Annotated in this window: 11 protein-coding genes; 6 read left to right on the forward strand and 5 right to left on the reverse strand. The window is 73.0% G+C overall.

The features are described 5' to 3' along the window. The first annotated feature begins 32 nt into the window (after window positions 1–32). The 4 genes from JNK12_00795 to JNK12_00810 all read left to right on the forward strand — a co-directional run bounded on the left by JNK12_00795 (window position 33) and on the right by JNK12_00810 (window position 6,483). Window positions 33–1,079, forward strand: coding sequence for a hypothetical protein (locus JNK12_00795; protein ID MBL8774428.1), 1,047 nt, complete (start codon window positions 33–35; stop codon window positions 1,077–1,079). Continuing rightward, on the forward strand, window positions 1,076–1,480 hold the full coding sequence (locus tag JNK12_00800; protein MBL8774429.1) for a globin: 405 nt from the start codon (window positions 1,076–1,078) through the stop codon (window positions 1,478–1,480). The genes JNK12_00795 and JNK12_00800 overlap by 4 nt, the downstream gene beginning before the upstream one ends. A 46-nt stretch (window positions 1,481–1,526) precedes the next feature. Beyond that, complete coding sequence (locus JNK12_00805; protein ID MBL8774430.1) at window positions 1,527–2,312, forward strand: alpha/beta fold hydrolase; 786 nt, start codon at window positions 1,527–1,529, stop codon at window positions 2,310–2,312. 112 nt (window positions 2,313–2,424) lie between these two features. Then, entirely contained in the window at window positions 2,425–6,483 is a 4,059-nt protein-coding gene (locus JNK12_00810; GenBank protein MBL8774431.1) for a carboxypeptidase regulatory-like domain-containing protein, read from the forward strand. 23 nt (window positions 6,484–6,506) lie between these two features. On the opposite strand, the gene JNK12_00815 is transcribed toward JNK12_00810, so the two are convergent. From JNK12_00815 to JNK12_00830, 4 genes are read right to left on the reverse strand one after another with little or no spacing between them, the layout of a single operon-like run. After that, the gene (locus JNK12_00815; protein MBL8774432.1) at window positions 6,507–6,782 is read right to left on the reverse strand and encodes a hypothetical protein; all 276 of its coding nucleotides are present in this window, start codon (window positions 6,780–6,782) and stop codon (window positions 6,507–6,509) included. A gap of 60 nt (window positions 6,783–6,842) precedes the next feature. After that, window positions 6,843–8,303: an FAD-dependent oxidoreductase gene (locus tag JNK12_00820; GenBank protein ID MBL8774433.1), complete on the reverse strand. Its 1,461-nt coding sequence runs from the start codon at window positions 8,301–8,303 to the stop codon at window positions 6,843–6,845. A gap of 31 nt (window positions 8,304–8,334) precedes the next feature. Next, complete coding sequence (locus tag JNK12_00825; GenBank protein ID MBL8774434.1) at window positions 8,335–8,724, reverse strand: DUF4235 domain-containing protein; 390 nt, start codon at window positions 8,722–8,724, stop codon at window positions 8,335–8,337. 28 nt (window positions 8,725–8,752) lie between these two features. After that, entirely contained in the window at window positions 8,753–10,162 is a 1,410-nt protein-coding gene (locus tag JNK12_00830; GenBank protein MBL8774435.1) for an MBL fold metallo-hydrolase, read from the reverse strand. A gap of 133 nt (window positions 10,163–10,295) precedes the next feature. On the opposite strand from JNK12_00830, the gene JNK12_00835 reads away from it, so the two are divergent. Continuing rightward, entirely contained in the window at window positions 10,296–11,561 is a 1,266-nt protein-coding gene (locus JNK12_00835) for a 2-oxo acid dehydrogenase subunit E2 (GenBank protein MBL8774436.1), read from the forward strand. Continuing rightward, window positions 11,558–13,702, forward strand: a complete 2,145-nt coding sequence (locus tag JNK12_00840; GenBank protein ID MBL8774437.1) for a dehydrogenase E1 component subunit alpha/beta — start codon at window positions 11,558–11,560, stop codon at window positions 13,700–13,702. The genes JNK12_00835 and JNK12_00840 overlap by 4 nt, the downstream gene beginning before the upstream one ends. 150 nt (window positions 13,703–13,852) lie before the next feature. Here JNK12_00840 and JNK12_00845 read toward each other — a convergent pair whose 3' ends face one another. Then, on the reverse strand, window positions 13,853–14,962 hold the full coding sequence (locus JNK12_00845) for a sterol desaturase family protein (protein ID MBL8774438.1): 1,110 nt from the start codon (window positions 14,960–14,962) through the stop codon (window positions 13,853–13,855). Between the last annotated feature and the right edge of the window lie 108 nt (window positions 14,963–15,070).

A 15,070-nucleotide genomic window follows, 5' to 3' on the forward strand; every position in this document is an offset into this window, starting at 1 on the left:
AGGTTGGGCGCCCGACCGACAAAGGGGAACCAGTGAGCTACCGAGTCATCCAGTGGGCCACCGGCACGGTGGGGGTGCACGCCGTCCCGGCCATCGCCGCCCATCCCGACCTCGAGCTGGCCGGGCTCTGGGTGCACTCGGACGACAAGGCCGGCCGCGACGCCGGCGAGCTGTGCGGGGTCGAGCCCCTGGGGGTCACCGCCACCCAGGACGCGGAGGCGCTGCTGGCCTCCGATGCCGATTGCGTCTGCTACATGGCCCACTCCGACGTCCGCCCCGGTGAGGTCGTCGACGACCTGTGCCGGATGCTGGCCAGCGGCAAGAACGTGGTCAACACGTCGTTCGTGCCCCTGCTGTTCCCCCGCCAAGCGGGCTTCCACGACCAGCTCCAGCGGGCCTGCCTGGAGGGCGGCACGTCGTTCTACACGTCGGGCATCGACCCGGGCTTCGGCAACGCCGGCGTCACCATCCCGGCGTTGGCCCTCTGCAAGGAGGTGAACACGGTCCGGATGGCCGAGATCGTGAACTACGCCACCTGGGACAACCCGTTCACGATGTTCGAGATCATGGGCTTCGGGAAGACCGACCCGTCGCAGTCGCTGCTGCTCTCGCCCGGCTCGACGGCCTTGGCGTGGGGGCCAGTGGTGGCGCTGGTCGCCGAGGCGCTCGGCGTCGAGCTCGACGAGATCACCGAGTGGCACGAAGTCATCACCGCCGACGAGGACTTCACCATCGCGTCGGGCCCCATCCCCGCGGGGACCATCTCGGGCATGCGCTTCGAGATCCGCGGCATGGTCGGCGGCGAGGCCAGGATCGTCGTGGAGCACGTCACCCGCCTGCGCGACGGGGACGCCCCCGAGTGGCCGCAAGGCGCGGGCTACCGCATCGAGGTGGACGGCGAGCCGTGCATGAAGATCGAGCTGTCGGTGTCGTCCCACGTCGGCGACCACAACCACGCCGGGTGCCTCGCCACCGCCATGCACGTGATCAACGCCATCCCGCTCGTCTGCGACGCCGACCCCGGGGTGCTCACCTACCTCGACCTCCCCGTGTACAGCGCCCGCAACCTGATGCGGTGAGCGACACGCTCTACGACCGGGTCGGGGGCCAGCCCTGGTTCGACGCGCTCGTGGAGCGCTTCTACGAGGGCGTGGCCGACGACCCGGTGCTGCGCCCGATGTACCCCGAGGACCTCGAGCCAGGGAAGCGCCACCTCGCGCTCTTCCTCGGCCAGTACTGGGGCGGTCCTGGCACCTACAGCGAGGAGCGGGGACATCCCCGTCTGCGGGCCCGCCACCTGCCCTTCGTGATCGGCGAGCGCGAGCGAGACGCCTGGGTGCGCCACATGACCGCGGCGGTCGAGGCGGGCGCGACCGACGACGACACCAAGGCCGAGCTCCTCACCTATCTGTCCGACGCGGCCACCTTCGTCATCAACCAGCGCCCGTTGGATCTGCGCCCGCCCGGGGCCGGCCGGTAGCGTTTCGACGTCAACCGGCTCGACGGGAGCCGGACGGGGAGGCGACATGCGTGGACGGCGGCTGATCGGAGCGGTGCTGGTGGCCGGGCTCGTGGCCGTCCTCGCCCCGACCGCAGCAGCGTCGGCGTCGCCGCGCCCCGCGGCCGCTGCGGCGGGTCGTGACCCGGTCATCATCGTGGCCGGCACGCTCGCCGGCCAGACCCTGGCCAGCGTCTACTACGAGCCCCTTGCCGCCCGCCTCCGGGCCAGCGGGTACGACGTCACCATCTTCGGCCTGCCCGGCAGCGGCCTCGGCGACATCGGGGCCATCTCCCAGAACCTCAACCAGAAGGCCGACCAGGTGCGGGCCCGCACCGGTGCGACCCGCGTCGACCTGATCGGCCACTCGCAGGGCGGGCTCGTCATCCGCCACTACCTCAAGTACCGGGGCGGCGCGAACGAAGTCGACAGCGCCATCAGCCTCGGTGCGCCCCACTACGGCGCGGCGGTGGCCAACCTCCTCACGCTGCTCGGCCTCGGCTCGTGCGCCGGCGTGGTGGCGTGTCGACAGATGACCATCGGCTCGCCCTTCCTCGCCGCGCTCAACGCCGGCGACGACACCATCGGCAACGTCAGCTACACGAACATCGCCTCGGTGAACGACGGCATCGTGCAGCCCTACACCACGTCGTTCCTGAACAACGACGGCAACAACACCAACGTGAAGCTGCAGAAGCAGTGCCCGCTGCGGGCCGTCGGCCACGTGGGCCTGCCCCTCGACGGGATGGTCTACAGCGGGATCCAGGACGCCCTGGCGCACCGCGCCATCACGCTGAACTGCTTCGCGCTCTAGGCGGGCTGCCATGGCCGACGGGACGAGGGCTTCGTCCCGGGCGGTCGGCGTTGTCGTCGGAGCGGGGCGATGCGACGATGCCCGTGTGCCAGGGGGGAGGACACGACGCCGCGTGGCGTACGCGGCCGCCTCGGTAGCGGTCGTGGTGGCCACGCTTCCGGTCACCGTGGGCGCCGGGACGAACGAGCCCCCGCCCGCGCTGATCTCGACGTGGTCCGACACGGTGGACCTGTTCTGGCCGTTGGGGATCGCTGCGGCCGGAGACGGCTCCGTCTATGTCGCGGACACGAACAACAACCGCGTGCTGCGGTACAGCGCGGCGCAGGCCCTCGAGGACCAGTGGGGCACGCTCGGGTCGGGAGCGGAGGAGCTCGACCGCCCGGTGGACGTCGCCGTCGCGCCGTCGGGCGACGTTTACGTGGTCGACCAGGACAACGACCGCATCAAGCGCTTCACCGCCGAGGGCGACTACGTGTCCCAATTCGCGACGGGTGCAACCCACGTCGGCGAGGTGAGCTCACCGGACGGCATCGACGTGGCCCCGGACGGCACGGTGTGGGTGGCCGACGGCCGCGTCTGGCACCACAGCGCCACCGGGGCGCTGCTCGGGGGCTGGGAGGACGGCCTCGACGAGCCCGACGACGTCGCGGTCGCACCCGACGGTGACGTCGTGGTGGGCGGTGGCGGCGAGCTGCGTCGGTACTCGCCCCAGGGCGTGAGCCTGGCCGCGTGGGAGGCGAGTGCCGGGCGCATCACGGTCGAGCCCCGGGGGACGATCGCGGTGACGACCGGGGCCTCGATGGACCGCTACACCCCAGAGGGTGAGCTCGTGAGCAGCACCGTGCTCGGTGACGCCACCGCCGTCGCGGCGACACCGGACGGGCGGCTGCTGGCGCTCGCCGAGCGCCCCTTCAGCCACACCGTCCTGGAGTACCAGCCGGCGACCGCGGACCTCGTGCAGGTGGTGCTGCGCGCCGACCGGCGGACCGCCTCGCCGCCCGAACGCATCCGCTACACCCTGACCGTCCGCAACCCCGGAACCACGGGGCTGACCGGCGTCACCGTCACCGACACCACCGTGCCCCGTTGCGCGGGGCCGATCGGCTCCCTGGCCGCCGGCGCGGTCCACGAGGTCACCTGCTCGCACGTCGCCGACCCCGCCGACAGCCCGTCGTTCGTCCACACGGCGACCGTCGACAGCGACCAGACCGCTTCCGTCGAGTCGAACGCCGTTGCCGTGGCGGTGTCCGGGGTCCGGACGCCGCGGAGCTTCAACGAATGGGAGGTCCGTCCGGGAGCCGGCGGCATCGACGTCGATCCGGGGGGCGCCGTCCTCGTGAGCCGGGAGGCGTGGCCCACGGGCGCTCCTTCGGTCGCCGTTCACGACCTCTCGGGCACGGTCACGTCGTCGTGGGACCTCGACCAGTCGGGTGAGAGCGGCGCAGGGCCGCTCGAGGTCACTGACGGCGGCGACGTCCTCACCTCCGGTCGACGGGCGGACCCCGGCGGACCGTGCGTGCCCGCCAGCCTTGCGGTGACCCGGTGCCCGGTCGTCGATCGGTACAGCCCGTCGGGCACGCTGCTCGACTCGTTCGACGCCAACGGGCGAGGGTACGGGGAAATGGCCGCCGCGGCCGACGGTCGCACGTACGTCGTGGAGCACCCGGAGACCCACTCCGATGGGATCGGTAACGTGACCATCGGCACCGCCGGCGTCGGTCGTTTCGAGGCCGACGGCACGCGCTCCGGCTCGTTCCCGACCGATGGCCACGTGCCCGACGGGATCGCCGCGTCCGGTACGACGCTCTACCTGACGTTCCCGTCGCTCGACGAGGTGCGCGCCTACTCGACCTCGGGCACGCTCCTCGGGACCCTGACCGGCGAGGACCCCACCAGCGTCGATGTCGACGTCGCCGGCAACGTCTACGTGGCGTGGTCGGGAGACGACCGCCTCTCGGTGTACTCGCCCGCCGGCACCCAGCTGGGGACCGTCGAGACGCCGGTCGACGAGCTCGCCGCCGCACCTGGGGGCTCCGTGTACGCCTTGGCGGCGCACCCGGTCGAGGGCGTCGGCATCGACGAGACCGTCCACATCCGCCACTACTCCTTCGCCATCGCCGGCACGGTGACCGAGGACGACAGCGGGGACCGGCTGCCGGGGGTCTGGACCGTGGCGATCGACGAACAGGGCCACTTGGCCGACGGAGCGGTGACCGGAGCCGATGGCAGCTACCGGTTGGTCCTGCCTCCGGGTCGGTACAAGCTCCAGTTCGTCGCCCCCGACGGTGAGCACCTCGGTGAGTGGTTCGACGACGTCGTGCTGGGGGACCCGGACAGCTCGCCCTGGGTCACCGCGGGCGCGGCCACGGCCACGGCGGACGCCTCGCTGGCACCGACACCGCGCTTCGGCACGCTGGCGGGGACCATCTCGAGCGAAGGTGGTGGCGCCCTCGCGGGAGCGTGGGTCGCGGTCATCGATCTCGACCACGGCGGGCCGGTGGCCGGCGCCGTCACCGACGTCGACGGCGGGTACTCGATCAGCGGACTGCCGCCGGCGGACTACCTGGTCGCGGTCATCGACCCGGGCGGCGCACACCGGGTGGAGTACCACGCCGACGCCACGAACCCGGCGGACGCCGGGCTCGTCGCCGTGTCGGCCGGCGACACGGCGACCGTCGACGAGTCGCTGGCGGCGGTCGCTCCCGCCGGGACCGGCGCCGGTCTCGGGGGGACCGTGACGGCGAGCGGGGGCGGACCGGTGTCCGACGCCTGGGTGGCCGTGGTGGGCACCGACGGGCAGTTCGCCGGCGGCGCCGTCACCGACGAGACGGGAGCGTGGTCCCTGGCCGTGGCCCCGGGGAACTACCGCACGTTCGTGATCGACCCCACCGGCGGGCACCGGGCGGAGTGGTTCGACGACCAGCCCGACTTCGCGTCGGCCGACGCCGTGGCGATCGGGCCGGGCGCGACCGGCACCGCGGACGTCGAACTGGCCGCCGACGGGGCGACAGGCGCGGTCGGTGGGACGCTCACCGACCAGGGATCCGGTGAGCCCGTCCCGCGCGGCTGGGTGGCGGTCATCGACAGCACCGGCACGCTCGTGGGCAGCGATCTCACCGATGCCGACGGCCACTACCTCGTGGACGGGCTCCGCACGGGGTCGTACGTCGTCGGCTTCGTGGACACCCTCGGCCTGCACGCCTACGAGTTCTTCGCCGATGCCGCCTGGTTCGGCGATGCCGACCCCGTCGCGGTGACCGCCGGAACCACGTCGACCGCTGACGCCGCGCTCGCGCGCCCGGACCCGCTCGGCTTCGTCGATCCCTGGGGTGTGGCTGCGGCCTCGGACGGGGACGTCTACGTGGCCGACACCGGCAACGATCGGATCACGCGGACCGGGGCGAACCCCTTGGCCTTCGGGCGGTCGGGGAGCGGCCCGGGGCAGCTCGACGGTCCGACCGACGTCGCCGTGGCCGGTGACGGGAGCATCTGGGTGGCCGACACCGGCAACTCCCGGATCCAGCACTTCTCGGCCACCGGCGTCCACCTCGGTGGCTTCGGCGCCCCGGGGTCCGGGAACGGCGAGTTCGACCGTCCCCACGGCGTCGCCGTGAACCCGCTGGGTGGGGGGATCTGGGTGGCCGACACCGGCAACGATCGCATCCAGTGGTTCTCGAGCGACGGGACCTGGCTCGGGGCGTGGGGCACCACGGGCTCGGGACTCGGCCAGTTCGACAAGCCCTACGACGTCGACGTCGTCCCCGCCGGTCTGGGGAACCTCGGCACCGTGTACGTGGCCGACGGAGGCAGCAACGACCGCATCGCCCGATTCGGGCAGTCCGGCCAGCCCATGGGCTACGTGGGTGGGCCGGGCAGCGGTCTCGGCCAGTTCCAGGAGCCGTCGGGGGTCGAGGTCGACGGGCTGATCTGGGTCACCGACGACGCCCCGGCGGGCTCACCCGATCGGGTGCAGGGCTTCGGCATCGCGGATCGGGCGCTGAAGATCGTCTTCGGTACCGAGGGCACGGGCCCAGGTCAGTTCGACGAGCTCGGCGGTGTGGCGGTGGACGCCGACGGCAGCCTGTGGGTGGTGGACAGCGGGGTCAACGACCGGGTGAGCGCTTTCACGCCCGTCGGTGGCTTCCTCGGAAGCCTCGCTGCGCCCTTCTGACGTCAAGGGCGGGCGCCCCTTGCCTATCCGAAGGGGTTGCCCTCGGCGGAGACCTTGGCGGTGTCGTCCGCGGCGTCGGCGACGTCGACCTTCAGGACGGGCTGACCCTCGACGCCGTCGATGCGCAACCACTCCGAGTCATTCAGCGGGAACGGCACCATCTGGGTGCGGAAGAGGATGTCGGTGATCTCGCCCTTCCAACCGTCGCCCTCGAGCTGGGCGACGAGGTGGCAGGTGGCGAAGGAGTCACCGACGCTGGTGACGAGGTTGGCCGGGCCGTCGTAGACGTTGTCGCTCATGGGCGCGCACTCTAGGAGCGCGCCACGCAGTGACGCCAGGGACCAAAGTCCCTGCTGGCACTACGCCTCCGGTGGCGCGGCGGCGGCGTGGCGGCCGGCGAGGCGGCCGAAGAAGGTGGCGTCGCCGATGGACAGGCCGGAGGCGTACGTGCGGCCCTCGAGAGGGAGGCCGGCGGCCACCCGTCCGGCGGCGTACAGGCCGGGGATGGGCTCGCCGGCGGTGTCGAGCACCTCGCCGGAGGCCCTGGTGGCGAGACCGCCGAAGGTGAAGCCGGCGTAGATCGAGCTGGCGGTGGTGCAGTCCAGCGCGCCGTAGGGGCCCTCGCCCAGCGGACGGAGGAACTCGGGGGCCTTGTGGAACAGCGGGTCCTCGCCCTGCGCGGCGAAGCGGTTGTAGGTCTCGACCGTGTGCTGCAGCTGGCCCTCCGGGATCCCGAGGGCGGCCTCGAGCTCGGCGATGGTGTTCTCCACAGCGGCGACCTTGTGGAACGCCTGGGTGGGCCCGTGGATGTCGTCGTCGAGGATGATCCAGCAGCGGCCGTCGGCCCGGCGCAGCATGGCGTCGGTGGTGCGCCCGACGTAGGCGTCCTCGTTGATGAAGCGCTGGCCCTGGGCGTTGACGAGCACGCCCATGCAGTGCGTCCCCGGTGGGTAGATGGCGTTGACCACGAGGCCCTCGCTCATGTTGGCCACGTCGGCGCCCGCACCTTGGCCCACCCGGATGCCGAGGCCGTCGTCGGCGGGGGAGGCCGCCTCCCAGTTGCAGTCGAGGAGATCGGGCGCGTGCTCGGCCAGCATCTCCTTGTTCATGATGAAGCCGCCGGCGGCGAGGACGACCCCGCGGCGGGCGCGGACGTGGATGGTGGTGCCGTCGTGGTCGGCCACGAGGCCCACGACCCGCCGGGTGGCCGGGTCCTGCACGAGGCGCTCGACCCGGCACTCGTTGACCACGAGGGCGCCGGCGGCGTGGGTGGCCTGGAGGAAGAACTCCATGAGGTAGCCGCCCACCTCGCCCGGCCGGGCCGGCTTGTGGCCGCGCGGCGCGGGGACGGCGTGCTCGACGAACGGGTGCACCTTCTCGTTGCCGCTGTAGTAGAGCGTCTCCTCCCCGAAGGGGTGGGTGGACTTCTCGGCGGCGTACGAGTCGGCGAAGTCGACGCCCAGCGCGCTGACCCACTCGAAGTGCTCGACGCTGCCCTCGCAGTAGAGGCGCACCTTCTCCTCGTCGGCGTTGCGGCCGGCGGCGAGGCGCACGTGCTTGATCATCTCCTCGACGGGGTCGTCGAAGCCGCAGGCCTGCTGCACCCGGGTCCCCCCGCCGAAGTAGATGACGCCGGTGGAGAGCGCCGTGGTGCCGCCGCCGCGGGTCTGGCGCTCGAGCACGAGGGTGTCGACGCCGGCACGGGCCGCCTCGATGGCGGCGGAGGCGCCAGCGCCACCGTGGCCGACGACGACGACGTCGGCCTCGTGGTCCCAGGCGGGGACCTCGGTCGGCGGGATCGAGCGGGTGTCGGTGGTCACCCGCCGATCGTAGGACGGCGGGCGGGGCGCCTCAGGCGCCGGCGGGCGCCGGCTTCGGCGGCGGCTCGTGGAAGGCCTTCTCCCAGCCCTTCTCGGCGAGGCGCTGGCCGACCCGGCGGCCGACAACGACGCCGACGGCGATGGCGACCGCCCAGCTGACCGCGAGGGACAGCGGGGTGTCGGGATCCATCGGGTCGGGCGACTCGTTCGTGCCCGTCACCTTGGCGAAAGCGAACTTCACCACCTGGTGGGACACGAGGGCGGCGACGCTTCCCGACGAGAAGGCGACGACCTTCCACAGCACCTTGCGGCCCGCCTCGGAGGCCTCGGGGGCGAATTCGTTGGCCACGGCGACCGACCCTGCGATCGCGAACTTCCGGGCCGCTCGTTTCGCCATCTTCGCCGATCGGTCTCGTGCCATGACCGCAACCTACCCAACGGGGCGGGGATCAGCCGCCGGGACTGGGGCGGGCGTCGAGACGGATGCGTTCGCCGTTTCGGGCCACGACCGCGGGCAGGTCCAGGTCGCGGTCGACGGCCTCGGCCAGCGACTCGGCCGCGTCCGGCTCGCCGTGCACCACGAACACCGTCTCGGGTGGGGTGGTTCCGGTCGCGAGCCAGGCGAGCAGGTCGTCGCGGTCGGCGTGGGCGGACAGCACCACCCGAGCCACCTCGGCGCGCACGCGGTGGTACTGACCGAACATCTTGATGGTGCGCGCCCCCTCGGCGAGGGCGGCGCCGCGGGTGCCAGGGGCCTGGAAGCCGACGAGCACGACGGCGTTGCGGGGATCGCCGAGGCGGGCGGCGAGGTGGTGCAGGATGCGCCCGCCGGTGGCCATGCCCGAGGCCGACACGAGGATGAACGGCCCGTGGCGCTCGTCGAGGGCCTGGGACTCCTCGCGGGTGTGGGCCTGGTGGAGCTGGAGGTCGCTGAACAGCGGCTGGTCCCACAGCTCGGGGCGGATGTCGCGCTCGTGCGCGGACGCCGCCTCCGTGTAGGCGGCGAGGGCCCGGCTGGCCATCGGGCTGTCGACGAACACGGGGAGGGCGGGGACCCGCCCGGCGCGCTGGAGCTCCTGGAGGTGCCAGAGCACGACCTCGGTGCGGTCCACCGCGAAGGCCGGGATCACCATGACGCCGCCCCGTGCCGCGACCCGGGTGATGACCTCCGCCAGGCGGTCGGGGGCGTCGCTCTCGGGTCGGGACTCGTCGCCGTAGGTGGACTCGACGAGCACGAGGTCGGCCTCGCCGAGGGGGTCGGGCGGCGGCAGGATCGGGTGGTCGTGGGGGCCGAGGTCACCGCTGAAGGCGACCCGTCGGTCACCGAGGCGCACCGACAGCGAGGCGGCACCCAGGATGTGCCCGGCCCACCGCGGGGTCACTCCGACACCGGGGACGACTTCGGTCTCGCGTCCCCACGGCAGGTCGACGAACTGCTCGAGCGACGCCCGGGCCTGGTCCTCCGTGTAGAGCGGCAGCGCCGGGTCGTGCTTCGAGTAGCCCCGGCGGTTGGCGAAGCGGGCCTCCTCCTCGTGGAGGTGGCCGCTGTCGGGGAGCACGATGCCGGCGAGGGTCCGGGTGCCCGACGTGGCGTACACGGGGCCGGTGAACCCGTCCTGCACGAGCCGCGGCACGTACCCGCAGTGGTCGACGTGGGCGTGGGTCAGGACGACCGCGTCGAAGGTCGAGGGGTCGAGCGGCAGTCGGAGCCAGTTCCGCTCCCGCAGGCGCTTGGGCCCCTGGTAGAGCCCGCAGTCGACCAGCACCCGGTGCTCACCGGCCTCGACGAGGAACTTGCTGCCCGTGACCGTCCGGGCCGCGCCCAGGAACGTCAGCGTCGGGGGCAGGGGCCGTTGCACGGATCCACCATCCCTTCACCAGGGGCCACGAGCCAGAGGCGAACGTCCCGGAAGGCCTGTCCCGGACGGCGCGGGGGTAGCAAGATGGGACCGACGCCGGTTTGGGGGGCGCATGGCCGATCCCGAGGAGGGCGTGGTCGTCGTGACCATGCCGCAGATGGGCGAGACCGTGACCGAGGGGACCGTCACGTCCTGGCTGAAGGGGCCAGGTGACGCGGTCGTGGAGGACGAGCCGCTGCTCGAGATCTCGACCGACAAGGTGGACGCCGACGTCCCCGCGCCGGCGGACGGCGTGCTCGACGAGGTGCTGGTGGCCGAGGGCGAGACGGTGGCCATCGGGGTGGCCATCGCCCGCATCCGCACCGCGGGGGCGGCGCCGGTCGAGGCGGCGATCGCGGACGACGTCGGGCTCGCGGTCGACGAAGTGGCGCGCGCTCCCATGCCCGCGCTGGGCACGCCCACGGCATCGGCACCGTCGTCGACCTCTTCTTCGATCTCTTCGTTGACCTCGGCGCCGGCCCGCGCGTCGGCCGACGGGAGCGGCCCGGCTGCGTTCCGCTCGCCGGTCGTGCGCCGCCTGGCCGCCGAGCACGACCTCGACCTGACGGGACTGACCGGCTCCGGGGCCGGTGGTCGGGTCACGAGGGACGACGTGCTCGCCGCCATCGCGTCAGCCGACGGGGCGGGTGCCGCCGCGGCGGACCCGGACGTCGAGCACGTGGTCTTCACGCCGCTGCGCCGCACGATCGCCGAGCGCATGACCGCCTCGCTGGCCACGGCGGCCCACACGCTCGTCGTCGCCGACGTGGACTACCAGGCGGTGGCCGGCCCGCGGGAGGCCGGCGGCTTCACGTGGCTGCCCTTCATCGCCCGGGCGGTCGTGGACGCGCTGGCGGACTTCCCCCTCGTCAACGCCCGGGTGGCGGGCGACGGGCTCGACGTGCACACGAGCGTCCACCTCGGCATCGCCGTCGACCTCGACTTCCAAGGCCTGGTCGTCCCGGTGGTGCGGGGCGCCGACCGGCTGCGCCTGCCGGCGCTGGCCGAGGCCATCGCCGAGCGGTCGGCGGCGGCCCGGGTCCGTTCGATCGGGCCGGACGACATGGCCGGCGGCACCTTCACCCTCACCAACGCCGGCCGCTACGGGACCCTGCTCACGGGCCCGATCATCAACCAGCCGCAGGTGGCCATCCTCTCCACCGACGGCGTCAAGGTCCGGCCCGTCGCCGTGGAACTGGACGGCGGGGGCCACGGATTGGCCTTCCACCCGGTGGGCAACCTGGCCCTCTCGTTCGACCACCGGGCCATGGACGGCGCCTACGCGTCCGCCTTCCTCGCCCGCGTACGCGAGTTGCTCGAGACGCGGGACTGGTGGGCGGAGACCGGAGGCAGTCCATGACCGACACCGCCATCACCGACACCGTGGCTCGGCTGCTGGCCGACCGCCCGATGCCGGACGGGGCGCCGGCGACCATCCGCGGCGTGGCGACGGTCGAGGCGCTCGAGGACTTCTGCCTCGCGTGCGTGTCCCGCGCCATCGACGACCGCGAGATCAACCTGCAGAAGCGCAGCGAGGTGTTCTTCCAGATCTCGGGGGCCGGTCACGAGGCGCTGCTGCTCGGCCTCGCCCGCCACCTGCGGCCCGCCTACGACTGGTTCTTCCCCTACTACCGGGACCTGGCCCTCGTCCTGGGCCTCGGGGTGACGCCGTACGAGGTGCTCCTCCAGGCCCTCGGCTCCGCGGAGGACCCGGCCTCGGGCGGCCGCCAGATGCCGGCCCACTGGGGCTCCGCCCGCCTGAACATCGTCACCCAGTCCAGCCCGACGGGCAGCCAGTGCCTGCCGGCGGTGGGCTGCGCCGAGGCGGCCCGCTACCTCTCCCGTCGCCCCGACCTGCCCGGCTGCACCGCCCACGGCGACGAGCTCACCTACGTCTCCCTGGGCGAGGGCGCCTGCTCCGAGGGCGAGTTCTGGGAGAGCCTCAACACCGCCTGCACCCTCCACCTCCCCGTGCTCTACGTCGTGGCCGACAACGGGTACGCCATCTCGGTCCCCACGGCGAATCAGGCGCCGGCGCCGGTGTCGGACCTCGTGCGGGGCTTCGCCGGCCTCGAGGTCCACCGCCTCGACGGCACGGACTACTGGGCCGTGCGCCGCCAGGCCGCACCGGCCATCGCCCACGTCCGGGCCGGGGTCGGGCCGGCACTGCTGCACGCCGAGGTCACCCGGCCCTACTCGCACTCGTCGGCCGACACGCAGTCGAAGTACCGCACCGCCGACGAGCTGGCCCGGGAGGCGGCGCACGACCCGCTGGCGCGCATGGCCGAGACCCTGGTCGGCGCCGGCGTGCTCACCACCGAGCAGGTGGCCGACGTCCACGCCGAGGCCAAGGCCCTCGTGGCCGACGCCACCAAGGCCGCCCGTGCTGCCGCCCGGCCCGACCCGGCCACGGTCGCCGACCAGGTCGTGCGCCTGCCCGCCGTGGTCGAGTCCCCGCCGCCGCCCGACGACGGGGACCCGATCGCCTTCGGGGACGCCGTCAACCGTGCGCTGCACGAGCTGATGGCCGCCGACGAGCGCATCCGGGTCTTCGGTGAGGACGTGGCCGACGCCCGCGAGGCCGTCCTGGCCGAGCTCGAGGGCAAGGGGGGCGTGTTCGGCACCACCCACGGCCTGCAGCGCGAGTTCGGCCAGGCCCGCTGCTACAACACACCGCTGGCCGAGGCCAACATCGTCGGTCGGGCCGTGGGGCAGGCGCTCCGCGGTCTGCGGCCGGCGCCCGAGATCCAGTTCTTCGACTACATCTGGCCCGCCACCCAGCAGATCAAGAGCGAGGCGGCCACCATCCGCTGGCGCTCGAACGGCGCCTTCACCTGCCCGATGGTGCTGCGGGTGCCCATCGGCGGCTACCTGACCGGCGGCTCGATCTGGCACTCGCAGTGCGGCGAGTCGATCTTCGCCCACGTCCCCGGCCTGGTGGTGGCCTTCCCCTCAAGGGCGCGCGACGCCGTGGGCCTGCTGCGCGCCGCGTTCCTCGCCGAGGACCCGGTGCTGTTCTGCGAGCACAAGCACCTGCTGCGCCAGCCGTACGCGGCGGACCCGTACCCGCCCGACGACTACGTCGTCCCGTTCGGCAAGGCGGCGGTCCGCCGCCCGGGCCACCACCTCACGGTGGTCACCTGGGGCGCCACCGTGCAGAAGTCGTTGGAGGCCGCCGACGCGATCGCGGCCGGGGGCGAGGGCCCCGAGGTCGAGGTGATCGACCTGCGCACGATCTCGCCCTGGGACCACGATCTCGTGGGCGAGTCGGTGCGCCGGACCGGCCGGGCCCTCGTCGTCCACGAGGACGTCCGCACCGGCGGCTGGGGTGCGGAGGTGGCGGCGTGGATCGCCGACGAGCTGTTCTGTGACCTCGACGCTCCGGTGCGCCGCGTGGCGGCGCAGGACTGCCACGTGGCCTACGAGCCCACCCTGGAGCGGGCCGTGCTGCCCCAGGTCGACGACATCGGGGCCGCCGCCCGCGAGCTGCTGGCCTTCTGAGCTCCGGGGGAGGGCTACTCCTCGAAGCCCTCGCCCCGCCCGTAGGCGGCGTCGCGCTTCTTCACCTTCACGAAGGCGGCGATGAGCAGGATCGCGACGAAGAAGAAGATGCCGAGGCCGTAGATCATGCGCCCACCGTAGGCGGTGGCGTCAGGCGGCGGCCGACGCGACGGCGCCCTCGGCCTCGGTGACGGCGTCGAGCTCGGCGCGGCGGGTGTAGGCCCAGCCGGGGCCGCGGAAGACGAAGGAGAGGCGGTCGCGCCAGTTGTCCGAGTCGGCGACGTCGCGGACGATGTCGAGGTATTCGTGGTCGGTGATGCGCACGGGGTTGTGGGACTTGATGTTCTTGGTGAGGCCGTACACCACGGGCTCGTCGGGGTCCTCGCGCTCGAAGGTGCCGAACAGGCGGTCCCAGACGATGAGGATCGAGCCGTGGTTGCGGTCGATGTAGCGGCGGTTGCTGCCGTGGTGCACCCGGTGGTGCGAGGCGGTGTTGAGCACCTCCTCGGCGGGGCCGAGGGTGCGGATCACGTCGGTGTGGATCCAGTACTGGTAGATCAGGTTGATCTGGCGGGCGGTCTCGATGAGCGCCGGCCGGACGCCCACCAGGGTGAGGGCGCCGTAGGGGAGCGCCACGTTGAGCACGTCGGCCACGGGCTGGCGTAGCGCCGTGGAGAGGTTGTAGCGCTCGGACGAGTGGTGGGCCACGTGGTACGCCCACAGGTAGCGGGTCTCGTGGTCGAAGCGGTGGTTCCAGTAGTAGATGAAGTCCCAACCGGCGATGGCGACGCCGAGGGCGAGGGCGCCGGTGCCGAGGTCTCGGCCCCGCCGACCCTTCGAGCCCCAGAGGGCCTTGGGGCTGGTGGCGGTGGCGAAGGCGGTTGCCGCGGCGAGGCCGCCGGCGGCGACGGTGGCGGGGCCGGCGATGCGGGCCACCTGGCGGGCCTGCTCGCGCTCCTCGGCCCGGCGGGCCTTGCGGGAGCGGCGGTCGGCCCAGGTGGTCACGGCGGCGCCGGCCACCGCGGCGGCGATGAGGCCCTTGCCCACCTTGGAGCGCTGCGGGGCGATCTTCTCGGCCAGGGCCCGGGTGGCGAGGGGCACGACGAGGCTGAGGGTGCCCATGGCGAGGTTGGCCAGCGTGTCGTCACGCTCGTAGTCGGACGTCGACGGCCCCTCGCGCTCGGCCCGGCGCTTCAGGTACCAGGCCTCGGCCCCCATGCTCGAGAAGTAGAAGGGGATGGCGCCCACCGTCAGATCCATGCCCTGATTCTCGCGGGTCCGCGCTGCCGGCGCGCAACGACGGGCGACCGCGCCTGAGTAGCCCGGCCCCCGGGGTGCGGTGGATTTGAGTAGGGGCTGCTCATGGAA

Source organism: Acidimicrobiales bacterium (assembly GCA_016794585.1).
Taxonomy (GTDB): domain Bacteria; phylum Actinomycetota; class Acidimicrobiia; order Acidimicrobiales; family DATDAH01; genus JAEUJM01.

Bases quoted from the DNA above. Each gene is read 5' to 3' on its own strand.
- JNK12_00805 (MBL8774430.1), top strand. From the start codon at position 1,527: ATGCGTGGACGGCGGCTGATCGGAGCGGTGCTGGTGGCCGGGCTCGTG.
- JNK12_00815 (MBL8774432.1), bottom strand. From the start codon at position 6,782: ATGAGCGACAACGTCTACGACGGCCCGGCCAACCTCGTCACCAGCGTC.
- JNK12_00825 (MBL8774434.1), bottom strand. From the start codon at position 8,724: ATGGCACGAGACCGATCGGCGAAGATGGCGAAACGAGCGGCCCGGAAG.
- JNK12_00840 (MBL8774437.1), top strand. From the start codon at position 11,558: ATGACCGACACCGCCATCACCGACACCGTGGCTCGGCTGCTGGCCGAC.
- JNK12_00845 (MBL8774438.1), bottom strand. From the start codon at position 14,962: ATGGATCTGACGGTGGGCGCCATCCCCTTCTACTTCTCGAGCATGGGG.